The organism is Mycolicibacterium hippocampi, assembly GCF_010723735.1.
GTDB lineage: Bacteria > Actinomycetota > Actinomycetes > Mycobacteriales > Mycobacteriaceae > Mycobacterium > Mycobacterium hippocampi.
Genome location: NZ_BLLB01000002.1, coordinates 2,201,760 through 2,224,933, shown reverse-complemented (window position 1 = coordinate 2,224,933; position 23,174 = coordinate 2,201,760). Strand labels below are relative to the sequence as shown.

17 protein-coding genes and 3 pseudogenes are annotated in these 23,174 nt (G+C 59.2%); 6 read left to right on the top strand and 14 right to left on the bottom strand.

Going from position 1 to position 23,174, the window contains the following annotated elements; all coding sequences use genetic code 11:
* Positions 1-92: 92 nt before the first annotated feature.
* The 12 genes and pseudogenes from G6N53_RS11845 to G6N53_RS11795 form a co-directional block, all read right to left on the bottom strand.
* Positions 93-1,109, bottom strand: coding sequence for a GDP-mannose 4,6-dehydratase (locus tag G6N53_RS11845; RefSeq protein ID WP_163888639.1), 1,017 nt, complete (start codon positions 1,107-1,109; stop codon positions 93-95).
* On the bottom strand, positions 1,106-2,938 hold the full coding sequence (locus G6N53_RS11840) for an N-acetylneuraminate synthase family protein (protein ID WP_163888638.1): 1,833 nt from the start codon (positions 2,936-2,938) through the stop codon (positions 1,106-1,108). The genes G6N53_RS11845 and G6N53_RS11840 overlap by 4 nt, the downstream gene beginning before the upstream one ends.
* Positions 2,935-3,627: an acylneuraminate cytidylyltransferase family protein gene (locus tag G6N53_RS11835; protein ID WP_163888637.1), complete on the bottom strand. Its 693-nt coding sequence runs from the start codon at positions 3,625-3,627 to the stop codon at positions 2,935-2,937. The genes G6N53_RS11840 and G6N53_RS11835 overlap by 4 nt, the downstream gene beginning before the upstream one ends.
* A 264-nt stretch (positions 3,628-3,891) precedes the next feature.
* The gene (locus G6N53_RS11830) at positions 3,892-4,863 is read right to left on the bottom strand and encodes an NAD-dependent epimerase/dehydratase family protein (protein ID WP_205390361.1); all 972 of its coding nucleotides are present in this window, start codon (positions 4,861-4,863) and stop codon (positions 3,892-3,894) included.
* Positions 4,864-5,536: 673 nt separating this feature from the next.
* Entirely contained in the window at positions 5,537-6,730 is a 1,194-nt protein-coding gene (locus tag G6N53_RS11825) for a glycosyltransferase family 4 protein (RefSeq protein ID WP_237166731.1), read from the bottom strand.
* Between the two features lie 198 nt (positions 6,731-6,928).
* Entirely contained in the window at positions 6,929-8,254 is a 1,326-nt protein-coding gene (locus G6N53_RS11820; RefSeq protein ID WP_163888634.1) for a UDP-glucose dehydrogenase family protein, read from the bottom strand.
* Positions 8,255-8,675: 421 nt separating this feature from the next.
* Positions 8,676-10,166 (bottom strand): tyrosine-protein kinase domain-containing protein, encoded by a 1,491-nt coding sequence (locus G6N53_RS11815; RefSeq protein ID WP_163888633.1) that lies wholly within the window; start codon positions 10,164-10,166, stop codon positions 8,676-8,678.
* Between the two features lie 367 nt (positions 10,167-10,533).
* Positions 10,534-12,252, bottom strand: coding sequence for a DUF4012 domain-containing protein (locus G6N53_RS11810; protein WP_163895782.1), 1,719 nt, complete (start codon positions 12,250-12,252; stop codon positions 10,534-10,536).
* Between the two features lie 234 nt (positions 12,253-12,486).
* Positions 12,487-12,912, bottom strand: a complete 426-nt coding sequence (locus tag G6N53_RS11805) for a hypothetical protein (RefSeq protein WP_163888632.1) — start codon at positions 12,910-12,912, stop codon at positions 12,487-12,489.
* 365 nt (positions 12,913-13,277) lie between these two features.
* Positions 13,278-13,403: pseudogene (locus G6N53_RS30195) on the bottom strand (IS481 family transposase); the annotation flags it as partial.
* A gap of 544 nt (positions 13,404-13,947) precedes the next feature.
* Positions 13,948-14,986 (bottom strand): annotated as a pseudogene (locus G6N53_RS11800) (IS110 family RNA-guided transposase).
* A gap of 364 nt (positions 14,987-15,350) precedes the next feature.
* Positions 15,351-16,433 carry an IS110 family RNA-guided transposase gene (locus G6N53_RS11795; protein WP_205390360.1) on the bottom strand — a complete coding sequence of 361 codons (1,083 nt, stop codon included), beginning with the start codon at positions 16,431-16,433 and terminating at the stop codon, positions 15,351-15,353.
* A gap of 114 nt (positions 16,434-16,547) precedes the next feature.
* On the opposite strand from G6N53_RS11795, the pseudogene G6N53_RS30190 reads away from it, so the two are divergent.
* The 6 genes and pseudogenes from G6N53_RS30190 to G6N53_RS11770 all read left to right on the top strand — a co-directional run.
* Positions 16,548-16,721 (top strand): annotated as a pseudogene (locus G6N53_RS30190) (IS3 family transposase); the annotation flags it as partial.
* A gap of 136 nt (positions 16,722-16,857) precedes the next feature.
* Positions 16,858-18,207: a DUF1800 domain-containing protein gene (locus tag G6N53_RS11790; protein ID WP_308494823.1), complete on the top strand. Its 1,350-nt coding sequence runs from the start codon at positions 16,858-16,860 to the stop codon at positions 18,205-18,207.
* Positions 18,208-18,217: 10 nt separating this feature from the next.
* On the top strand, positions 18,218-19,429 hold the full coding sequence (locus tag G6N53_RS11785; protein WP_163888631.1) for a DUF1501 domain-containing protein: 1,212 nt from the start codon (positions 18,218-18,220) through the stop codon (positions 19,427-19,429).
* Positions 19,430-19,520: 91 nt separating this feature from the next.
* Entirely contained in the window at positions 19,521-21,146 is a 1,626-nt protein-coding gene (locus G6N53_RS11780) for an acyl-CoA carboxylase subunit beta (RefSeq protein WP_163888630.1), read from the top strand.
* Positions 21,147-21,186: 40 nt separating this feature from the next.
* On the top strand, positions 21,187-21,468 hold the full coding sequence (locus G6N53_RS11775; RefSeq protein ID WP_163888629.1) for an acyl-CoA carboxylase subunit epsilon: 282 nt from the start codon (positions 21,187-21,189) through the stop codon (positions 21,466-21,468).
* A 16-nt stretch (positions 21,469-21,484) separates the two neighbouring features.
* On the top strand, positions 21,485-22,120 hold the full coding sequence (locus G6N53_RS11770) for a Maf family protein (RefSeq protein WP_163888628.1): 636 nt from the start codon (positions 21,485-21,487) through the stop codon (positions 22,118-22,120).
* A 36-nt stretch (positions 22,121-22,156) separates the two neighbouring features.
* Here G6N53_RS11770 and G6N53_RS11765 read toward each other — a convergent pair whose 3' ends face one another.
* Positions 22,157-22,513, bottom strand: coding sequence for a PASTA domain-containing protein (locus G6N53_RS11765; protein WP_163888627.1), 357 nt, complete (start codon positions 22,511-22,513; stop codon positions 22,157-22,159).
* 173 nt (positions 22,514-22,686) lie between these two features.
* Positions 22,687-23,052 (bottom strand): hypothetical protein, encoded by a 366-nt coding sequence (locus tag G6N53_RS11760; RefSeq protein WP_163888626.1) that lies wholly within the window; start codon positions 23,050-23,052, stop codon positions 22,687-22,689.
* Positions 23,053-23,174 lie beyond the last annotated feature (122 nt).

The following is a 23,174-nucleotide window of genomic DNA, read 5'->3' as shown; positions in this document are numbered from 1 at the left end:
GGAGTCTGCGCCGTACACCACCTGCCCTCTAACTGGGTGATTCTGTGATCGCAGATTAGTAATGCCACTGTTGGCGGCCCCAGGGGCCACCTCTATCCCGATAACCGATCATAGTCGGACCTAGCCATCTTCTTGGCAATTTCAGGCGTCAATATCCTAGGCTCCCAGCCTAGAGCCGCCCTCGCCTTGCTGTTGTCACCGCGCAAATAGACCACGTCTGATGCTCGAAAATATTCAGGCGAGACATACGCCACAAGTTTCTTTGTTTCGACATCGAATGCCTTTTCCTCAACGCCCTCGCCCTCGAATCGAAGAGTCATTCCCAGCGCGTCCGCCGCGAACTCGAGGAACTGCCTTACCGTATGCTCAGTATTTGTAGCAATAACAAAATCGTCTGAAGATTCGTGCTCAAGTATCCTCACCATGATATCAACATATTCTGGGGCATATCCCCAGTCGCGGACGCTATCCAGATTACCCAATGGTAACGGCTTATAGTCAAATAGTTTGATTTTTGTCAACCAATTAGTGATCTTTCGCGTCACAAACTCTAAACCACGTAGCTCGGATTCATGGTTAAATAAGATCCCGCAGGAGGCGAACATCCCATACGCTTTCCGATAATTAACAACAAGACTGTGCGCGGCCAACTTCGACACCGCGTACGGGCTAATCGGGTTAAATGGCGTTGCTTCACTTTGTGGCTTCGTCAAAACTTCGCCAAACATTTCCGAAGTGGACGCCTGGTATATCTTACTATCGAGTTTCAATAGCCGCACTGCTTCAAGAACGTTGATCACGCCCATGTAATTGACGTCGGACGTGTAGTGCGGGAAAGCGAAGCTATCCGCGACAAAACTTTGGGCGGCCAGATTGAAGATCATTTCCGGCCGCACTTCATTCAACACATATTGAACATTAGCGAATTCGGTGATCTCCATTTGTACATAGTTTATCCTTTCGACTATGCCGAGTGTGTCGAGTCGCGATGTTTTTGAAGTACTTCCGCGTCGCATCGCGCCATAAACTTCGTACCCTCGATCCAGCAGATTCTTTGCCAAATACGCTCCGTCCTGACCCGAAATACCCGTAATAAGCGCTCTGTTCATTGCATACCCCCCAAATATTCGATCGCTTTTCTAAAGCCTTCACCATCAGCAAGGTGGCCCTGCCAGACTTCTAAGACAACTCTCGGGGGCATAGACAAAATATCGTTGGCATCGGACAAAGCACCGCTACCAAACTCGACGCCCTCGCCATCTATTCCAGAAGCATCAGCCAGGTGAATATGCTTCGTAACCCCAATCAATTTGCCATACCACATCTTCCAGTCCTGTTTAGCAAAATTTGCCGAGAGAATTAGATGCGATACGTCCAAGCAAATGTTGAGTTCGTGTTTGAGGACGTAATCGATGTCGTCCTCGCCACAGAACATATCTAGCGCCTCTGCGCCACCAAAATACCATGCGATTTTGGGTAGCCACTGAGGGAGTATATCTATGCCCTCTTCATCTCTCACATCACATAGAAACCTGGCGAGCTCTCGGTAGGTCGTCTCTTTTCCTTCAGGTAACAGACGCGAAAAGCTTCCGACTATGGGAACCTCTTTGCCTGAAACATCTTCAAGCTCTTTTGCCAATCTGACACATGCCCGAATTAGACTGATGCTATCATGCCGATTTGTAACATTTTGGGAGAGCGGATCGATCAACCTATTCCCCGGCATGTAGTCGGGCAAATGGATCGAGTACGCCTTTCTGAGATCAATACAATCTAAAAACGACGCACTCGAATCGAGATAGTTCTGCACTTCACCGTACGAGAGATGCAGCTCATAATTGTTTATCGGAAAGAGGGCCTGTAACTTTTTTGCATCATGTAGTCGAATCGGGATCGATATATCATTCTTGTCACAAAATTGTACGGTTTGATTTGATATCGGAGATACGGGGGCTGCGAAATGACTCGCAAGCACGGCATCACCCGCGCATATGTCGAGCGTCGCAATACGACTTGGAAGAGAAAGAAATTCGCTAGCGACTAAGCCTTTCCTTGGGGCTCGAACTTCAAAGTCATCGATCTCTGCAATTTCGCCCCGCAATATGCTGCGCGCCGCATAAAGTGACGAACCCAAGTTCTGCATGTTAATTCTCTCGCCCTGATTTACTATCCTTTCCTCGTTTGCAATAATATTCTTATACGCAGCTGCGATTTTACAAAGTACAGCAAACTCCGCTGGCTCCGAACTAGTGCTGTCGTCAAGTCCATCGCCACGCTTGTCAAACGTCAAATGGCGCTCGATATACTCGGCTCCTAGACTCATCGCAATCAAATTCACCTCCCAATCTTGATCATGACTGGAATATCCGACAGGATTAGGAGATACATCCTTGAGTTTCGAAATGAAACCTAGCTGCTGGTTTCCCAACAAGATCGGATAGTTAGATATGCAATGCATGAATACGACGTTTTTGCACTCCGCGTATCTATTGACCTGCCCAAATATCTGTTTTTCATCGTGGCCGCCCGTGCTCACAAGAACTAACTTACCCTGCTCCTTGAGTGAACGTATTAGGTCATCATTCAGTAGCTCAGCGGACGGGACCTTGTAGAAATCGAACTCTTTTAGATTATCACCAAAATCCGTCCGATCGGCGGGATTAAAAAAGCTGATGCCGACATGAAGGCGCGAAACCTGTGCATATTCGCGCAGTGCGCTGATAACAGAAGGGCTCAAATATGTTCGTTCCATTTCAGCGCTGATCATCTCGTCACCAATTTCGGTGACTTGCTTATAGAAATTGTCTTTCCTGCGATACTGGAACTTCACACCCCACGCGCCGGCCCTGCTCGCCGAATCAATGAGGCCTCTTGCCACCTCGCTGGAGCCTTTGTGGTTAATCCCGATTTCAGCAATGACCTTTATGTCTTTACTCATACGGATGCCGATTCTTCACGTGACTTTCTTTGTTTCATTAAAGCTTCCGCCAGTAGGAAGTCGTCCAACGTGTCAATGTCGAGGGAATCCGTCTTATCCATCTGATACAAGCCAATCAGCCCTCCCAGCCGACATTTCTCTCGCGCCAAAACATCACCGTCGGTGATATAAAAGGCCCCATTTTCTACGAATGCTCCGTGCCATTCCTGGCGTCTTGGTCGCATCCGAGGGTCGTAGTTAAGGGGCTGACCATTCGCATCCCAAAGAAAGTCGTGACTATGGTAGACAGACAGCATCGAGTCATAGCGCTTTTCTTCGTATTCTATCAGCGCAGTATCTAGATCGTCGGCGCGAAGGAACGGGGATGTTGCCTGGATAGTCACTAATGTGTCGAACTCGACCTGCTCGGCAAAATGTAGCATTACAGACTCGGTGGACGCCTCATCAGAGGCGAATCGAGCGGGCCGCTCAACAAGCTTGACTCCTAAGCCGAAACCGTTGACCACATCCATGATTTCTGGAGAATCAGTGGATACATATACACTAGATATACGCGCTGAACTGATTGCAGCATGTACAACCCAGTAGCAAAGTGGCTTGCCATGCAGGTTCTTGATATTCTTTCCTGGAATACCTTTAGACCCTCCCCGTAAAGGAATCATAGCAATTACGGTTTGATTTTCATTCATCTCTACACACCTAAGAGTGAGCAAACAGTGTTGGGAGTCCGTTCATAGTTCCCCAAGAGTACCTCGAGTGCAACGATTAGAGAGCGAAGGCGAAGCCGCCCCGGGATACGCTAGGCAGGCCGCCAGCACCGCTCTGACCAAAAACGACAAACTAGCCCCAGATCCCGATTGCTGGCCGCAATGCTGGCCCGCGATTTTTTTGCTGGTTCGTTGCGGATGCTGATCCGCGATAGCGGCTGGTCTCGACTGGCGATATCGACTCGTCTAACCTGCGCGCGCTCCGGAGCGGGATGCGAGCTGGTCGTAGACCCAGCGGTATGTCCGTTCCAAACCGTCTGCCAGTCGAATAGATGGCTCCCAGCCGTAGATCTCCTGGATCATCGTGTTGTCACTATTTCGCCCACGAACGCCAAGCGGAGCATCCAACTTGTAGTCCCGTCGGACTTTAATGCCGGCTATCTGTTCGATCGTGTCAACCATCTGATTTATTGTTACTAGTTCGGAGCTACCCACATTCACCGGCGCTGGGCTGTCACCTGCTGTAACGCGCATGGTTCCTTCAACGCAATCGTCGACGTACATGAAGCTGCGGGTCTGCTCTCCGTCACCCCAGATCTGAATCTCATGTCTGCCGCTAAAGACTGCTTCCGCCACTTTGCGGCACAGCGCTGCTGGTGCCTTTTCCCGCCCACCCTCAAAAGTTCCCTTGGGTCCATACACATTGTGGTAGCGCGCGACGCGCGTCTCGATTCCATAGTCTTCACGGAAATGCCGGCACATGCGTTCGCTGAAGAGTTTCTCCCAGCCGTATCCGTCCTCAGGCATCGCCGGGTACGCATCGTCCTCTTTTAGAGCCGTCACGTTAGCGTCGGTCTGCTTATCTGCTGCGTAAACGCACGCTGAACTGGCGTAAAAATAACGGCGCACGTTTGAGTCGCGCGCCGCAACGAGCATGTGAGTGTTGATCAGCACCGACAACATGCATTCCGCCTTGTGAGTCTCGATGAAACCCATGCCGCCCATATCGGCCGCCAGCATGTAGACGGTGTCGATATTGCGCGCCGCCTCTTGCGCGTCATCGAGCCGTGAAAGATCCAATTGCCGCGCATCTACGCCGGTGGGAATTTGGTTCCATTCGCTGAGCGGTTTCACGTCGGCCGCGCGTACCCGTAGACCCTGCTCGCTCAAGGCTTTGGCCAGATAGCCACCAATAAAGCCGCCTGCACCGGCGACCAAGACAGACCCAGTAGCTGTAGACACACTTAACCCCCCGTGATAGCTGTGGGCGCCTCCCGCACCCGTGGCCCACACCCTATCTCAGAACTAAGGAGTTTGCGGCTCTTCCCGGTTCGAGGCGGGCTATGGCGCCGGCTCCCGTGCAGCTGAAACATTTCGCCGAGTGCAAGCCCACCATGTCTCGGGCAATCTGAGGCGGGCCTGGATCCCCGGACGAACCGGTCTGCCGAGTGTCGATTGTGCCGGCGAGTCAGATGATCGCGCAACTTGCGGGCCGCACAAAACTGGTGGGAGCGGTCCAGTCGGCGGTGATCTCGTGGCCGACCGTAGTCTGCCAGGAAAAGCCGATCACGCAGCAGGTCTTTGACGATCCGGGCTCTAGCGAGGCTCTGGTGCGGGTCCGCCGCCCGACAGCTCGGCGCACAGACCGACACGCTGCAGCCATCATTGGCTTTGCCCGCGCAGTCACCCGGCCGGCCCCTGCCAGATCCGAGGGTGCCGGGGACACCAATTTTTGTGAAGAACTCGCGCTCCACGAACGTCCTAGTTGCGCGCCGCACCGCCCTGGGGGACATCAATTCGCTCATACCACCGGGCACGAGGACGTCCGAGTCCACCTGCACACCATGCGAGCAGGAGCCGGCCCGATAGAGTGCGAACAGCCAATTTCCCCTCATCCTGCGTGTCTCATCAAGGCCTTATCGATCACGGCTTCGAAGCGGTCGGCCACGTCTTCGATATTAAAGTTGCGCTCCGCGTAACGGCGCGCGGCCGTACCCATCTCGGCACGCAGGCTGGAGTCGGAGAGTAATCGGTTCAGGGCGGCGGCGGCCTCGGACGGGTCATCTGGGCTTACAACAAAGCCGGCACCGGCTGATTTGATCATCAGGGCAATAGCGTTGTCCGACGGCAGGAGTGCGAGGACGGGCCGGCCCGCACACATGTAGGAAAGGGCTTTCGACGGCACCGAATATCGACTCGCATTGCGCTCGAGCATCACAAGCAGGACGTCGGCGCTAGCCAGCATGTCGGGAAGCTGCTCAAAGGGTTGATAGTCAAGAAACCTCAGCCGTGTTTCGTCGCGCGCATTAATTTCGAGCCAATCACGGCCCGCTCCCTGGGACACAACGACAACGCGACAATCGGGCGGGGAATGTCGCGCGAGCTTGGCAATGGCAGACGGATCATGCTTAAGTCCGATTGTTCCTGCATACATCAGGACTGGCACTTCGACGAGCTCGTGGTCCTTCGTCCAAGCGTTATTTCGCGCGCGAAGAGGTAATTCCTCGAGGGCAGCCCAATTGGATATGACGCAGACGCGTTCACGACCCACACGCCATTCGTCAAGTTGGCTGACGAATGCCTCAGTGATGGGCACGACTGCAGCAGCACCGCGGGCGATGCTGCGCTCGACCCATGTGGCCGCGCATCCTAAAATTACGCCCGCCAACCCTAGCCGTCTCTTTGCGACTACGCGAATTCCTTCACTGTAAAAGTCCTGCCACCAAAATATATACGGGGTTCGTCGAAGGCGAAGCGTAAGCGTAACCAGAAATAGCGTACCGATAGGCACGTTGGCGAAGATGGCAACGTCCGGCTTTGCTCTCCATAATGCTTTAGCCGTTAAGGCCGCGTATCGAAACTCTTGCCAGATACGTATAAGCGGTGAGTAGCGGGCGAACTGCCGACCGAGGTCGATTGCTCGGACGCGAAACGACGCAGGATCACCTGGCCGGACTTGCACTGCGCCCCGTCCGGTTGGCACCGAGGAACAATATTGGTGCTCCACAGTGTGCCCACGACGTGCAAGCTCGCGGCTGAGCTGTACTTGGCCCGGGTGCCCCGCGAAATCATGAACGACGATCATCACGATAGCGCGCTAATCATACGTATCCCCCTGCTCAATCCCTGACTTATAGGCGTCAGGTTACGTAGCTTACTTCTCTTTTGGCCAAGTAGCCGAACTCTCAGGCGACGCATCTCGACCTGGTCGATGGGTTTTCGTTACCGTACTTTGGCAACAGCCACAGTTTCGAGCGGTGCGGCATTGCAGCGGTGGCCCCCCCTACCGGCGATTTAGATTTCCACGCCCTAGGGCATATACCGTCCACCCCGATTGCGACCAGAAGTCATGGTCCAACGTATTCCGTGCATCTACGAGGACTGGTTGATGAACGACTCCGAGGAACTCGATTGGATCAATGTTGCGGTACTCAGGCCATTCAGTTGCCAACACAACCAAGTCAGCGTGATTGCAAGCGTCTTTAATGGTCTCGCAGTATGTCAAAGTGGGAAACATCTTTTTTGCATTTTCAATAGCTTGGGGATCGTGGACGCGCACCGACGCACCTTTAAGGTGCATCGCGGCAGCGACGTTAAGCGCAGGAGAGTCTCGCACATCGTCGCTGTTTGGCTTGAACGCCGCGCCAAGGACCGCAATGCGCCGCCCCAAGAAATCACCAGCGAAAACGCTCCCCACCAGGGCGACTAAGCGTTCGCGGCGGCGTAGATTTATCTTATCGATCTCCCGGAGAAAGCTGACGGCATCGGCCGCACCGAGCTCGCCAGCGCGTGCGCTAAAGGCGCGAATGTCCTTGGGCAAACAACCTCCGCCGAATCCCAGGCCAGCGTTGAGAAAGCGTGCGCCTATTCGTTCATCATAACCCAGTGCGCGACTCAATGTCACAACGTCGGCATTGGCGACCTCGCAGATCTCTGCCATCGCATTAATGAATGAAATTTTCGTTGCGAGGAAAGAATTTGCGGCCACCTTGACCATCTCAGACGTAGCCAAATCAGTTGTTATGTAGGGGACCCCGTCTCCTATCAACCTCGCGTAGACTTCGATGAGACTTTTTTCGCATGTTTCGGAAGTTACGCCAAAAACTAACCGATCGGGACTCAACGTATCATCGATTGCCGTACCTTCCCGCAGAAACTCCGGATTCCACGCAACCTCAAGAGAGGGAGTTCGGCCTTCGCCTGAGATGGAATCCGCAAGACGTTGGGCGGTGCCTACCGGCACTGTCGACTTGCCGACAATTGTCCCTGGGCAGTCCGCGTTTTCCACGACGGTCTTGAACGCAGACTCAACATACGACAGGTCCGCGGCGTCCGCGCCGTGCTGTTGAGGGGTCCCGACGCATATGAAATGCATTTCTGAACCCTGAATCGCATCTTGTGCTGAGGACGAAAAGGTTAGCCGCCCGGTAGACAGAACTGAGCCAAGCAACTCGCCGAATCCCGGCTCATAGAACGGTGGTGTACCGCGCGCGAGCATCGCTATCTTAGCCGGATCTGTGTCGTAAACCTGCACCTCGTGGCCCAGATGCGCCATGCAGGTCGCGTGTATCGCGCCCAGATAACCCGAGCCATGAACGCTTAGTCGCACTTCAGTTCCCCCCTGCCTCGCCAATGCCGCGAAGCCACGCTCTCCATGCGTTGCGACGCTAATGCTTTAGGTGGATAGCCCCCGTTTCGCCCCTGATTATGCCACTGACGATGCTCGGTCGCCGTAGCGCCGAGGCCCACGTTTCCATTCCTGACAGCGACGCCGGCCGTGCACGCTCCGGCCTGCGGGTAACCACACCCACACCCCCATGGCCTGCAGCATCAGCTCAATCTGATCACACAATCCCTGCTCTAAAGCATCAAGAGTCAGAAAAAGGGGCTCGGCACCCCCGCTATTCCCGTGCACAGCCCTATTTCAAGGCCTAACCGTCCCGCGGTTTAAAGGGTCGAGGCGAAGCTGTTGACATCTGCGGGGCGCACCCACTCCGTAAACGCAACGCTGCGATCTACGGCCACGCAACCTATTCAATTCGCTTACGCCTCCTGCCAGATACACGCGGGACATTCTGCCCAGAGATCTTCTCTTTCTCACTTTGCGGTGTAGGACTTGGCGTTGGGTCGACGTTCGGCTGTCGGCGGGACGCTGCACGTTCCCCGCCTTCAGTGCCGTAATAGCTGTAACTATAGCTGTAGGAAGAGGTTCCGCGGGTGGGCATCATGGTGAATACCGCACCCAGCAGAGGAGCTCCAACGCTTGCGAGGTTCTCCGCAGCATGCACAAGTTGTTCACGCTTTGTTTGCCCAAATCGGGCAATGATCAGTACGCCGTCTGCGGCGGCCGCCAGAATCGCGGCGTCGGTAACCGCGAGCAGCGGCGTGGAATCCACGATTACGTAGTCGTGCTGTGAACGCAGCTCGCTGAGCAAGTTTCTTGCGGACTGTGACCCGAGAAGCTCGCTCGGATTTGGCGGAACGGTCCCCGAGGTAAGGACTGTCAAACCCGGAAATCGTGTCTTCTGCAGCGCTTCGTCAAGAGATGCGCCTCCGCTGAGCACGGTACTAAATCCGACTGGCCCGACGAGATCGAGGTACTTGTGCAGCATCGGCCGCCGCATATCACCGTCGACGAGCACCACGTTGTGTTCGGCTTCCGCCAGTGCGAGCGCGATGTTTATCGCCGTGGTTGACTTGCCCTCACTCGGCATCGAACTGGTGACGACTATAACTCGCGGTGGGTTATCTACGGCGAGGAACTGCAGGTTTGTTCGGACTTTGCGAAACGCCTCTGCAATGCCAGAGTTATCGTTGTCGAACGAAATCGCGGGATGCTTTCGCCGTTCCTTGTCGAGCGGAATGCTGCCGACGATACCGGCACCGGTGATCTCCTCGAGGGCTTCCCGATCTTTTACAGTGTTGTCGAGAAGATCGCGGAGAACTGCCAAGCCGATGCCAAGCAGTAAGCCGAGAAGAAGACCTGTTGCCAGGTTGCGTCCGGTCTTGGGAACCACAGGATCATCCGGGATCGATGCACGTTGCTCAACGACCACACGAGCATCGGGCCTTGCCCCGTCTCCAGGTGTCTCCAAGTCTCGGACCATCGCGACGAACTCATCGGACAGCGTATTCGCGATATCGCGCGCTCGGACAGGGGATTCATCGAGGACGTTGACATCAATTAGAACGGTATCCGGTTTCGAACTGGCGTTGACGTGCTGCCGTAGGGAGTCCGCCTTCATATCGAGACCCAGCTTGTCGATTGTCCGCTGAGCCAGCGTCTCGCCCATCAATAGCTGCGCGTATGACACCACTCGCTCCTGCGAGAAACGATTGCCTTGGTAAATGTCGGAGGCCGACGAACCTGATGTTGTGGAAACGAAAAGCCTTGTCGATGCCTCGTAAAGGGGGGTTGTCAGCAAGCTAACCGCGCCCGCACCTAACACGGCTACCACCACTGTGACACACACGGTGAGCCACCGTGAACGCACAAGTCTTACTAAGTCCTGCAGATTCAAAGTCTATCCCTCCACTGCCGATTGCCCGCCCTGCGCGTGTGTCGACTGAACATCGCGCCCCGTGGTCCTAAACCACGCATTCGGGCACCGGCATTACGGGAGCCACAGTGGCCGCCAAGGATTGAATCGGTACGCCCGGTGACCCTGCCGAATGCGGTTTGAAAAAACGGAACCGCAATTGCCCTGACTGTCCGGGAAGTGTCAATACTTTCGCCAACTAAGACGTTTACTACGGAAGTCGGGTGCCCGCGGTCCGTTCGTTCGGTTGCAGGTATGCGATCGTCCGTGACGAGGACACTTGCTCTGCTGTCGTCGTCACACCTCTCGGAAGCTGAAAAGCCCTGCCGCGCCGCACTGCGCGGAATGCTTAACCCGCGCACTTTGGCACCATCACCGTCGGAACGACCGTGTTCACCAGAGGCTGGCTCGGTACCCGCGGCGCGCCCGGCGCGGTCGGCTCAGAGAGCTGGAAGCTGATATCAGCGGATTGCCCGGGCGGAATGATGACCTGAACCTCAAAGACGGGATGTCCGCGTTCGGTATTGATAATCGCCGGTACGCGCTCGCCGTTGAGGATCGCACTCGATAGCTCGGCGCCCTTTGTCCCAAAGAGACGTACAGACGTGATGTTTGTGCCCTTGGGAACCGCGATACGCAAGTCAGGCGAAAGACCCGGAGCGTCCACCACATAGTCCGGCAACGGTTCGTCGGGAACCGTATTAGTCAACTTTACATTGACCGTGGACGCTCTTGTCTCGCCGTTACAACTATCGGCGGCGTATTCGATATCGGTCTTCAGATAATAGTCGAGCTTGTTCCCGCCGAGATTGTTGATGACCACCGCGGCATACGGGGCTTCGTCGGCCGGAAGCGCGTGCGCCAAAGAAGTCTCTTCAAGAAGTTCCTGCTCAGCTGGTGAGGCACTCCAGACGGCGATACGACGTTCGCTGAGAGCCTTACCTAGGGCGTCAAGCAATTGCCGGGGTGAGCGCACCGACCCCGTCATCTTCGTGACGACGGCGTTGGCGATGTCCTGCAGATACTGCTTGCGCGCCTCCTGATCGGTGGGGAACCGGATGTAGGCCGTCGATTCGGTCAGTTCGACGACATTGTCACGCGAAATCACCTCGCCGTCAGACATTGTCACCGGGCCGACGGCTCCGAGGATATAGCTCAATGCGACGGGGTCGATGGCGATTACACCGTCTACTTCCATGCCGGTTTGGTCCGCCCACATTCCCTTCCATATCTGGGCGGCGTAGGGGAAGTGCGGACTCAGGTTGCTATTGCGGAAGTCCATGAAAGGCTGCGCATACCCGTACTGCTGGTCATATTCCAGCCCGAGGTCGACCGGCGCCAACGCGCCGGCGAGGTCAGTATTGGGGGCCAAGGTGTCGACGGTGGGCACGCCGTTGTCGAACCGGAGGATCCCGTATCCGCCGAGCAGTCCCCCTGTTCCCCGCGCTTCGGCGTTTGTTTGGAAGCCCATGAAATACGTGCGCGGCCCGTCTGCGCCCATCATTGACGGTGCCAACTGCGCGGCCAACGCGGCGTTCTCAATGATGGAGGTGATGCTGGAGATCTGGGTCTGAAGTTCGGAACGCGCGTCGCTCATCAGGGACACATAGCGGGGATCCGTGATCGCGGCGGCGTCGCCATTGAGACGGGTAGCGTTCGCAGACAATTCCCTCAGCTGAGGTTCTTCATTTCGGAGTAGGTCGACATCCACCCGACCATCTCGGTAGAGCCGTTCGGGGGAGATCGCAATGCCGACATCGGCCGCGGGTCGGAGAACGTCGGACGCGAGACCGAGGACGACCTCGGTGACCTGCTGTCCGGTTTTGAAGGGGCTGCCCAGCCACGGCACGCCCGCGACAATGTTCCACGCCAATGAGTGCGTCGCGTCCCGGGCGTCCTGCGCGTGGACGAGCGCGTCGTCTGCCGACTTGGACGCGGCTTCGGTATTTCCCTCTAGCAGTGCATCTTTGGCATCCTGAGCACTACCGCGCGCTTGCTCGAGATTCGACTTGGCTTGAAGGGCGCCAACAGTAACCCAGGACCCTAGCCCAACGACCACGAGAAGCAGCAGGCCCAATCCCACGATGAACCCGCGACTACGAACGAACCCCGGAAGCCACCGCCAGCCCTCGTCATAATCCGCTTCAATCTCGTCGTCGTCGAAATTATGACCAGGTCGACGCCGCGGAAAAAATCGCACTCAGAGCTTCCTAAAGCATGGTTGAAGCCTGCACGTCGCCAACGCGACGTGCAGGCTTCAACACCATGAATTGATGACGGATGTCGAGCGTCCAACGGCCCGCTAGCAGGCGCCCGTTGTCACCGTTCCGTACGGGCCGGCCGAAATGCCCTGACCATCCCGGCAAGCGCTGAGTGAGAGCTGACCGAACGCCTGCCTCTGCACGTTGAGCTGTGCAATTCTGTTCTGCCAGAAGGGGGCGAAGATTGAGTTAGGGCGTCTTGTCAAAGCCCCTTCGTAGCTGGCGATCGCGGTGTCAGTCCAGAAGGTAGCGCTTCTCGTAAAGGTGGCAGCGAGCTGAACAGACCTGACCTGGAAGAACCAGATGAAATCGCCCGGCGCCTGAGCGATGTCTCCCATCACCTGGACCGGTGCCGCCGGAACCTGCACGGCAGGAGCCGCATTCGCGGCGACGGGAGCAAAAGCAGCGGTGGCACCGAGCGCCAGAGCGGCGGCACCCACCTGAAATTTGGTCGCGATGGCGTTCATTGTGTTCCCCCCAAGAAGGATTGTTCCCTTGATGTTGCTGTGAGCTTCGCAGACTCCCCGCACCCTGTCAACCGGAATGGCCGTATCGGTGCAACTTTCTCCGCAAATACTGAAGAACGTACGACCAGCGGGTCTCTGGCTTGGGCTACGACAGCTGGGGCCCGTCATGTACCTCTGGGAAACACACCGAGCAGCGTTCCGACAGACCCGTGTGGTGCATTTGCTGGCAGGAGCACGGCTAGTTGTTTGCTCAGCATGAGGCGTTCATCACTGGTACGCCTTTGGTGGCTAGCAGCGTCCGGTGGTCGGCGTCAGGCAGCGGAATCGCCTCAATCAAGGACATAGCAGCGTTCCGCGTAGGCGCCGTGCTGATCGTAGGTGTGGAGCCAGCGCGGGCACTCGGCGCAGCGTTCATCGTCGCTGGCGTAGAGCCGGGTGTAAGCATTTGAGTCGGCCAGCTTGCGGTGAAAAGCGTTCCACTTGCCGTTGGTTGGGTCTCCTGCAACGATGACGCTGCACAAGTGATGCGCCAAGCCGACATCGAGAAGGTGCCAAGCCCGGCAAGAGTGCCAGCGAGTTGGCCGCGTTGCGACGCCCTAATTGGATGCTGGAGCAGGGCTGACAAGCCCTTGGAGCAGGAGAAAAGGTTCTGCCCCGAGCAGCCGCCTAACCTGTCGCAGGCCAATCTGCCGGGACCAGGTGGTGGCGCCGCGCTCGACAGCGCAGTGGCCCGCCGCGGCGAGATCACCGACCGCATTCCGCACAGCGCGATTGCGGGCAGCTACTACCGCAGGCCCGCAGATTCGTGCGGGCCCTGGTCCACGATCGCATGGTCAGCGCGATGAGCCACGTCGGGGCGGCCGGCGACACCGGCGCGGTGGAATGCTGATATGGGGAGCTGTTTGTCAAGTGGGCAGGGTGAAGCGGCGGCCACAACCGTCGTCGTGGCCGCCGCTTCTTGGGCCAGTGCCTGGTCTCGGGTGACGGACTGGCGCGCGTGTCTTTGCGACGGCTTGTCAGTCTCTTGCTCCTCTGTCAAGCGGCCGCCGGAGTGGACTGGCTTGCGTCGGCGAGCATGGCTCGATATACGACGTCTGAGAGTCGACGCTTGAGAATGCGTAGCGCTTCCATTCCGCCGTCGCCATCAGCTTTTCGGCGGGCGAGTAGCTCTCGGGCGGGTGGGTGCATACGCGCCTGGGTCATGGCGATACGGTGCAGGGCTGCGTTGAGCTGACGATTCCCGGTGCGCGACAATCGATGCCGCTGTTTGTTCGACGACCATACGGGGATCGGTGCTGTGCCGTTGAGTCTGGCGAAGGCGTCTTTGGAGCGGAACCGGCCCACTTGTGCGGTTTCTCCGAGAATCTTGGCGGCGGTCAACGGGCCGCAGCCGACGATGGCCAGCAGCGAGGGCGCGACAACAGTGACTCGCTCGGTGATCTCAGCGGTCAGTGCGTTGATCTCGATGGTTAGTACCTGCAGGTATCCAACGAGCCTCCGCGCCAGTCGGAGCACCAGCCCTTCGTCCCGGCAGCTGTCCAGGTGGGCGTTGACCGCGGCGAACGCGCTGGGCCGGTCGATATTGGCCGGCGGCAGCCAACCAGGATCGAGTTCATGGAGGTGCCAGCGCAGTCGAGAGATGATCCGTATGCGTTCTGCGATGAGATCTTCGCGGTGATCGATGAGTAGGCGCAATTCCCGTTCGACTCCGTCGAGCCGAGCCACTGGCAGGTCGGGTTCCCGCAGTGCGGCGCGGGCGACCGCGAGAGCGTCGATGGGATCTGATTTGCCGTAGGTTCGAGCAGAGTCGCGGACGTCGGCCATCAGCTTCGGCGAGACTCGCACAACCAACTCGCCGGCGGCGATGAGGTCGCGTTCGAGCCTACGGGTCATGTGCCGACAGTCCTCGATGGCCCAAAGCCGCTCACCGCCGAGTGCGGTCGCCCACCTCAGGAGTTTGAGGTGGTCTTGAGTTTGTTGTGCCAACAGTTTTCGTTTCCTGTTGGCGCCCGTTGCCATCGATGGCAACTGCAGTGTGGCTGCGCTTGTGCGCGTCGATGCCGATGATCATCATGGAACATGTCTCCCTGTCGTGGGTGGCACGGACCGGTCGATCGGCATATCCCAATCGGGGCGACGCCACGCTCCTCTTAAGCCAGATCGGCCGGTCCTTCTTGCGTCGACCGGCCGCAAAACAGACTTAAGCCACGAAGGCGGAGAAATACGCAGAGCGAGCCAGCCGACTTGTTCAGAATGACATTGGGAAATTCGCGGGTTGGTTCCGCAGGACGGTGTTTCGAGTGACGGTGGACCGCTGTCTATTCTCGAGCGTGATCCGTTGTGACACTGATGGATTGCTCATAGCATTCCCGCGGGTCACCGTCAGCGTGCCCGCCTGACCGTTCCGAGATGACGCACTGGACGATCACGGCGTTGGCCTATTCCTCGAGGATGGCCAGCGACCAGCACCAGCCGGCCAACTCGCGGGCGATCGCGGTGTTGGCCACTGCCGGGCGTTTAGCGCGGGCGTCGAACCCGCGCCAGCGTGCGTGCAGACGCTGGTTGGCCTGCTGACCGCGTCGCCGTGCGGCCGGGCTGGCGGTCTGCCAGCGCCGTCGCAGCTCAACTCCGGGACGATACGGGCGGCGGTGATGCCAGGCCGCTTCGATCAGCAACCGGCGGGCGTGGGCGTTGCCGGTGCGGGTGACCGAGCCCTGCACCCGGGAGGAGCCCGAGGAGTACTCGGTGGGCACCAAGCCCAGGTAGGCCCCGATCGCCCGGCCGGTCAACCGTGACCAGTCACCGATCTCCACGGCCAACCCGAACGCGGTCAGGGTGGAAACCCCACGCAGACATCCCAGCCGGCGCACTACTGGGCTGAACTCGCTGTCAAGGGCCATCTCGGCGATCGCGGTGTCAAGGCGGTGGCGGCGATCGACGGTGGCCAGCATGGTCTCGACCGCGGTGTCGAACGTGAACTGCAGCGCCGCGGTATCGAAACGCTGCCGCCGCAGCCACGCCTCATGGGTGCCGGTCCACGCCGGCCCGCCGCTGTAGACGATGTCGTGGCGCAGCAGCAGCGCCGAAACCCGGTGCCGGGCCCGCATCAGATCAGCGCGGCAATCCTCGCGCGCACGCACCAGATCCCGGGCAGCTTCACGCTCCACACTGGGAATGCAGACCGGCGTGATCTCGCCCAGGTGCAGCAGGCGGGCCAGATGCGCGGCATCGCGGGCATCGGTCTTCACCCGATCACCGGACGGGCGCACCAGTTTCGACGGCGCCGCGACCAGACACTCAATACCCGATTCCAAGAGATACCGGGCTAACCCGAAACCCGTCGGGCCGGCCTCATAGGTCACCGCGACCGGAGCCGGTAACCCATTGATCCATTCCAGGATCTCTCGATGATCCGGACTCAACCGGCGTTGAAACACCTCACCGGTCTCACCATCGAGTCCACACCCAACCACCGAACGTGCGTGCACATCCAAACCAACACTCGTACGCTGAATCTTCACTGGGGCCTCCCACAGTTGTGGCTCTACCGGCCAGGACCTGATTCCTGACGGCAACCCACGCTCACATGTGGTGAGGCCCCAGCCTCCCCATATCGTCTATTTCAGCCTGGGTGCAGAAGAAACGCCCTCGGCCGCCACCGATGGGACACCCGCGAGCAGTTGCGTATCGCCATCGTCAACTGGATCGAGCGCACCTACCACCGACGCCGCCGTCAAGCCGCACTCGGGCGGTTGACCCCGATCGAATACGAAGCAATCATGACCACACCGGCCAGTCAGGCCGCGTGATCGAAACTGTCACCTGATCGTGCAGCAGACCCAACAGCTACCGCATCAATTCAGCGCGCGGGCGTCTGCGCGAAAGGTATGAGTCCGATACATTGGTTGTACAAGCCAGGCGCCGGGGAGTTGGTGCGCACCGGGATTGTCCGTCGTAACAGAACTTGGGGGTTCCGGCCTGTCGACGCAATCAGACCAGTGGATCACGGCAGCGCGTGTGCTCCGCCGAAGCGGCTTCGGCGCAACGGGGCCAGAAGTTGATTCAGCCGTCGCCGTGGGAGACCCTTCTGTCGTTGTCGCTGAAATCCTTGATGGAAACTTTCGCAAAGATCCCGGCGTCATCGCCACACCCATGCCTGACCTCGAAATACCGCATCGACCTCATCTAGACGCGGTGGCAGAACGTCGCAGATACCGCACGAAGCTCACCGAACAGCGAAACGAACTGACTCAGTGGTGGGTACGCCGCATGGTGGCGATTGATAACCCAATCAGCGAGAAGCTCACGTTCCTGTGGCATAACCACTTCGCGACATCGGCCGAGAAGGTAATCATCCCTCGCCTGTTGGCACGACAGAATGAGAAGCTTCGTAGCCATTGTCTTGGCAATTTTCGAACGCTGGCGGGCGCGATGCTGTCCGACCCTGCGATGATCGTCTGGCTGGATGGACGGGAAAACAAGGTCGGGTCACCCAACGAGAATCTCTCGCGAGAGTTTATGGAACTTTTCGCCCTCGGTCATGGCAACGGCTATTCAGAAGCGGACGTACGAGAGGGTGCACGAGCCCTTACCGGCTGGGCTTTGACGAAGGACGGTGGAGCCGAACTTCTGCGGAAGCGCCACGATGATGCGACGAAGACTGTACTAGACACGACCGGGGAGATTGACGCGAAGGAACTCTGTGACATCGTGGTGGCTGAACCAGCTTCGGCCCGCTACATCGCCGGACGACTATGGCAACAGTTGGCATCCGACGAACCGCCGTCGACCTCAACGTCGGAGCGGCTTATTGAAGCCTACGGCCCCTCTTACGACCTAAAGGCGCTGACCAACGCGATCTTGACGGATCCCACCTTCTTGGGGAGCACCGGGACAGTTGTCAGCCCACCGCTCGACTGGCTCATCGGCACGTTGAGAGCACTCCGGGTCGAACTCGATAAGCCGGACCAGATTAAACAGGCCGTCACCGTTCTCGAGTCGCTCGGGCAATTGCCGTTCTATCCACCAAATGTCGGGGGCTGGCCACGCGGCCGAGCGTGGCTTTCTTCGTCTGCGGCTAACGTCCGCCTGCAGACGGCGAACAAGGTGGTACAAGACGGCGACTTGAGCGTGGTCGCCGATTCCGCCGTCGCCGACCGCATTGATGCGGCCGGATACATGATCGGGATCGGCGCATGGTCCGACCGCACGGTCGAGGCACTCAAGCCGCTGCGAAAGCATCCGGATGCACTTGTGGCGGCCGCAGTGAACACACCGGAATACCTGACGTCATGAAGGAACCAGAATGCCAGGTATAAGTCGACGGAATTTTATCGCGGGTTGCGCAGGCGCAAGCGTCACTGGGGCCTTGGTGTCACTTCCGCTGACAACGTGGAACGAGGTCCTCCTGGCGGCGGACAATCGTCCGCTGCAGGCAGATGCACGGATTCTTGTGCTCGTCACCATGTATGGAGGCAACGACGGCCTCAATACCGTGATCCCCCACACGAGCACCGCCTACCAGGACGCACGTCCCGACCTCGCCTATGACGACAGTGAAGTACTCGACCTCGACGGACAATACGGACTGAATCCGGGCATGCGTGGAATGGCCGAGATGTTTGAGGCCGGGTCGCTGGCCATCGTTCGCGGCGTCGGCTACCCGGAACCGGACCGCAGCCATTTTCGCTCGATGGATATCTGGCAGTCCGCATCGCTGGACAACTTGGTCACTACCGGGTGGATCGGTCGCTGGCTTGACGCGAATGGTGGAGATCCACTCCACGCGTTGCATTTTGGCCGTACCGTCCCCCCGCTCGCAGTCGGCGCGAGTACAAGCGCTGCCTTGTTCTCGTACGATGTGAAGCCATCCCGCGGGTCGGAACAGTTGATGAGCAGGCTTGCGAAGCACCACCCCAGCGACAGCCCAGCGATGGCCATGGTGTGCGACTCTTACCGCGATGCCACGCAGGTTAATCGGAAGCTGTCGCCGATGTTCGACGACGGACCACTGTCGACCTCCTTAAAATCCGAGAGCAAGGATTTGGCAGCACAGTTGGATGCAGTCGCAGCATGTATCGCTGCCGACGTCCCCACTCGCGTCTACAGTGTTGCAATCGGCGGCTTTGACACCCATGCTGACGAACGAGGAACTCAAGAGAAGCTGCTCAGGACCCTCGACAAAGCGGTCACCAGCTTCATGAAGAAGATCTCCGGCGACAAACACGCAAAAGACGTCGTCGTCATGGCGTACTCCGAGTTCGGCCGACGCGTGGCAGCCAATGCTTCCGACGGAACCGACCACGGAACCGCCGGACCGGTGTTTGTCGTCGGCGACCGTGTGCGCGGTGGCTTTTACGGCGACGACCCCAGCCTCACCGACCTCGTCGATGACGACCTCAAAGTCACCACCGACTTCCGCGACGTCTACCACGAGATCCTCACCCGCGGTCTCGGCAGCGACCCCGAGCCTGTCATCGGCAAAGGCCGAAAAGACATCGGCTTCTTGAAGGCCTGACGTGCGTCGCTGACCCGCCCGCCCGACTTTCTAAGGGACTAGTAAGGGCCACCCGCGACATGACGAACTCGCGCCGATAACATCGACTGCTATGACCAGCGTGACTGAGCCCGAAGCCGAGCACGAGATCGACATCCACACCACCGCCGGGAAGCTGGCCGACCTGCGCAAGCGCGCCGAGGAGGCCCAACACCCGGTCGGTGAAGCCGCCGTGGAAAAGGTTCACGCCAAGGGCAAGCTGACCGCCCGCGAACGCATCCTGGCACTACTCGACGAGGACTCGTTCGTCGAACTCGACGCGCTCGCCAAACACCGCAGCAAGAACTTCGGCCTGGAGAAGAACCGACCCACCGGCGACGGCGTGGTCACCGGCTACGGCACCATCGACGGCCGCGACGTCTGCATCTTCAGCCAGGACGCCACCGTGTTCGGCGGCTCCCTGGGCGAGGTGTACGGCGAGAAGATCGTCAAGGTCCAGGAACTGGCGCTGAAGACCGGCCGGCCGCTCATCGGCATCAACGACGGCGCCGGCGCCCGCATCCAGGAGGGGGTGGTCTCCCTCGGCCTCTACAGCCGGATCTTCCGCAACAACATCCTGGCCTCCGGCGTCATCCCGCAGATCTCGCTGATCATGGGCGCCGCCGCCGGCGGGCACGTCTACTCCCCCGCCCTCACCGATTTCGTCATCATGGTCGACCAGACCAGCCAGATGTTCATCACCGGCCCCGACGTCATCAAGACCGTCACCGGTGAGGACGTCACCATGGAGGAACTCGGCGGCGCGCACACCCACATGGCCAAGTCCGGCACCGTGCACTACGTCGCCTCCGGCGAGCAGGACGCACTGGACTACGTCCGCGACCTGCTCGGCTACCTGCCCCCGAACAACTACGCCGAGCCGCCGCGCTACCCCGCGCCGCACCCCGGCCCGATCGAGGAGAGCCTCACCGACGAGGACCTCGAGCTGGACACGCTGATCCCGGATTCGCCGAACCAGCCCTACGACATGCACGAGGTCATCACCCGCATCCTCGACGACGACGAGTTCCTCGAGGTGCAGGCCGGCTATGCGGGCAACATCATCGTCGGGTTCGGCCGCGTCGACGGCCGCCCCGTCGGGATCGTGGCCAACCAGCCCACCCAGTTCGCCGGCTGCCTGGACATCAACGCCTCGGAGAAGGCCGCGCGCTTCGTGCGCACCTGCGACTGCTTCAACATCCCGATCGTCATGCTGGTCGACGTGCCGGGCTTCCTGCCAGGCACCGAGCAGGAGTTCAACGGCATCATCCGCCGCGGCGCCAAGCTGCTCTACGCCTACGGTGAGGCCACCGTCGCCAAGATCACCGTCATCACCCGCAAGGCCTACGGCGGCGCGTACTGCGTAATGGGGTCCAAGGACATGGGCTGCGACGTCAACGTCGCCTGGCCCACCGCGCAGATCGCCGTGATGGGTGCCTCGGGTGCGGTGGGGTTCGTCTACCGCAATCAGCTCAAGGAGGCGGCCAAGAACGGCGAGGACGTCGACGCACTACGGCTGGAGCTGCAGCAGACCTACGAGGACACCCTGGTGAACCCATACATCGCTGCCGAGCGCGGTTATGTCGACGCGGTGATCCCTCCGTCGCACACCCGCGGCTACATCGGCACCGCGCTGCGGCTGCTGGAGCGCAAGGTCGTGCAGGTTCCGCCGAAGAAGCACGGCAACATCCCGCTGTAATCCGCCAATCGAATCTGCTTCCCAGACAGGACGTTGCCTCATGGACCACAACGCCGACATCGTCGAGGTCTCCGACCCGCGGGACATGACGATCGATGATCCGCCGGCCCCGGACCCGCACTTCCAGGTGCTCAAGGGTGAGCCCAGCATGGAGGAGATCGCCGCGCTGGTGACCGTGTTGGCCGGCGTCGGCGGTGGCGCCGCCGGCGAGCCCGGCCCGCAGGAGCTCAACCCGTGGGGCCATCCGGTCGACAAGCTGCGCTACGACGTCTCCAGCTGGCAGCGGGTCACCTTGCTGGAACGGACACATATGCGGCGATGAGCAGGCGGCGCCAGTCATGACCCGGGTTGTCCTGGGCTCCGCGTCGTCGGGCCGGCTGCGGGTACTGCGGCAGGCCGGCATCGACCCCCTCGTCGTGGTTTCCGATGTCGATGAGGACGCGCTGCTCGCCTCACTGGAACCGGAGACGCCACCGGAGGCGGTGGTGGCCAAGCTCGCCAACGCAAAGGCAGTAAGCGTCGCCGCGCAGCTACCGGACGACGTGGCGGCGGATTGTGTCGTGCTCGGCTGCGATTCGATGCTCTATCGGGACGGCGAGTTGTACGGCAAGCCCGGCTCCGCCGTCGCCGCGCGCCTGCAGTGGCAGTCGATGGCGGGCTCTGTAGGCCACCTGCTCACTGGGCACGCACTGCTCCGCATCTCGGCAGGTGTCATCACCCATACCGCGAGCGACACCGGCACCACGACGGTGCATTTCGGTCAACCTTCCGAGGACGAGTTGAATGCCTACGTCGAGAGCGGCGAGCCTGTCAATGTCGCAGGCGCTTTCACGCTGGACGGCCTCGGCGGTTGGTTCATTGAGCGAATCGAGGGAGACCCGTCAAACGTCGTCGGACTGAGCCTGCCCCTCGTGCAGCGCATGTTGCGCGGCGCCGGGTTGTCCATTTCAGAACTCTGGCAGACCAGTAGCTGAGGAATCGGCGAATCAGGGATTGTCGCCGGGGCGTTCCTACGAGCAAGCCCGCTGGTTGAATCGCTTAACGTAGAGGATTACCCGCATCGTCTTCTGCGATATCTGACGACCGGCGGACGGCCCCTGTGCGCACACCGACCAGTTCGTCTGATTGATCACCTCTTGACCGTTCTTCATATCGAACACCCTGAGATCGATGTCCGCCGGGTCGGTAACCTCGCGAATTGCCTTGACTGCCTGGCTCAGCACCATATTTCGCACATTCGGCATCACCCACACCTCGCTGGGAGCCTGAGGTAACGGCGCCTGCCGGGCCGCGATCGCCGGTGCCGCGAAGCCGACGGCCGGCGCGATCATTGCACATGTTACCGCCAACGCGCCGAAGGACTTCATTCGCATAAACTGCCCCCTTACGTCTGTCCCAACCCCTGATGAACAGTAGTCGAGTACACCGCCGTTTTCGGTAACAAAACGGTCTCGTTGGGTTTGCTCGACCCCGACTTTAGGTCAGCCTCTGCAAACCGCCGACACCGGGGCAGGGCGATGCTGAAGCGGGAACTATCGCCCTACGCGCAGCTTTCATCGTGGGGGCGCTGCACGGCGAGAGTGACCTTCAGCGTCTCGTGTGAGATCTTGGCGCCCTCCTTCGGGGACTGCCCGCACACCACCCAATCCTCCTGATTGATCACCGGCTGGGACCCCCTAGCGACGGTCCTGATGTCCAGAACGACCGGTTCGGTCACGTGCTGCACCGTGATCATCGCGTGCTTGAGCACCATTCCGTCGACGTCGGGCATCACCCACGACATGTCGTTGGATCCCGGCGTGTAGATCATGCCGTCCCTGGCCGCCGCCGCGGGCCCGGCGGTCCCGATCACACCCGCGGCCACCGCACAGGTTGTCGCTACGGTCGCAATGATTCTCTTGTTCATCGACCATTCCTTCATGTGAGTTCCAAAATCCTTGCCGCAGTACCTGATTCCCACACTGGAGACTGCAGCAGTCGGCCAAGTCGGCGGTGACTCAGCAATCAGCGGATTGCCAGTAACGATAT

Excerpts from the sequence above, each read along its gene's own strand:
- G6N53_RS11775 (WP_163888629.1), top strand. The coding sequence starts at position 21,187 with ATGGACCACAACGCCGACATCGTCGAGGTCTCCGACCCGCGGGACATG.
- G6N53_RS11785 (WP_163888631.1), top strand. The coding sequence starts at position 18,218 with ATGCCAGGTATAAGTCGACGGAATTTTATCGCGGGTTGCGCAGGCGCA.
- G6N53_RS11765 (WP_163888627.1), bottom strand. The coding sequence starts at position 22,513 with ATGAAGTCCTTCGGCGCGTTGGCGGTAACATGTGCAATGATCGCGCCG.
- G6N53_RS11770 (WP_163888628.1), top strand. The coding sequence starts at position 21,485 with ATGACCCGGGTTGTCCTGGGCTCCGCGTCGTCGGGCCGGCTGCGGGTA.
- G6N53_RS11845 (WP_163888639.1), bottom strand. The coding sequence starts at position 1,109 with ATGAACAGAGCGCTTATTACGGGTATTTCGGGTCAGGACGGAGCGTAT.
- G6N53_RS11840 (WP_163888638.1), bottom strand. The coding sequence starts at position 2,938 with ATGAGTAAAGACATAAAGGTCATTGCTGAAATCGGGATTAACCACAAA.
- G6N53_RS11780 (WP_163888630.1), top strand. The coding sequence starts at position 19,521 with ATGACCAGCGTGACTGAGCCCGAAGCCGAGCACGAGATCGACATCCAC.
- G6N53_RS11805 (WP_163888632.1), bottom strand. The coding sequence starts at position 12,912 with ATGAACGCCATCGCGACCAAATTTCAGGTGGGTGCCGCCGCTCTGGCG.
- G6N53_RS11825 (WP_237166731.1), bottom strand. The coding sequence starts at position 6,730 with ATGATCGTCGTTCATGATTTCGCGGGGCACCCGGGCCAAGTACAGCTC.
- G6N53_RS11835 (WP_163888637.1), bottom strand. The coding sequence starts at position 3,627 with ATGAATGAAAATCAAACCGTAATTGCTATGATTCCTTTACGGGGAGGG.
- G6N53_RS11760 (WP_163888626.1), bottom strand. The coding sequence starts at position 23,052 with ATGAACAAGAGAATCATTGCGACCGTAGCGACAACCTGTGCGGTGGCC.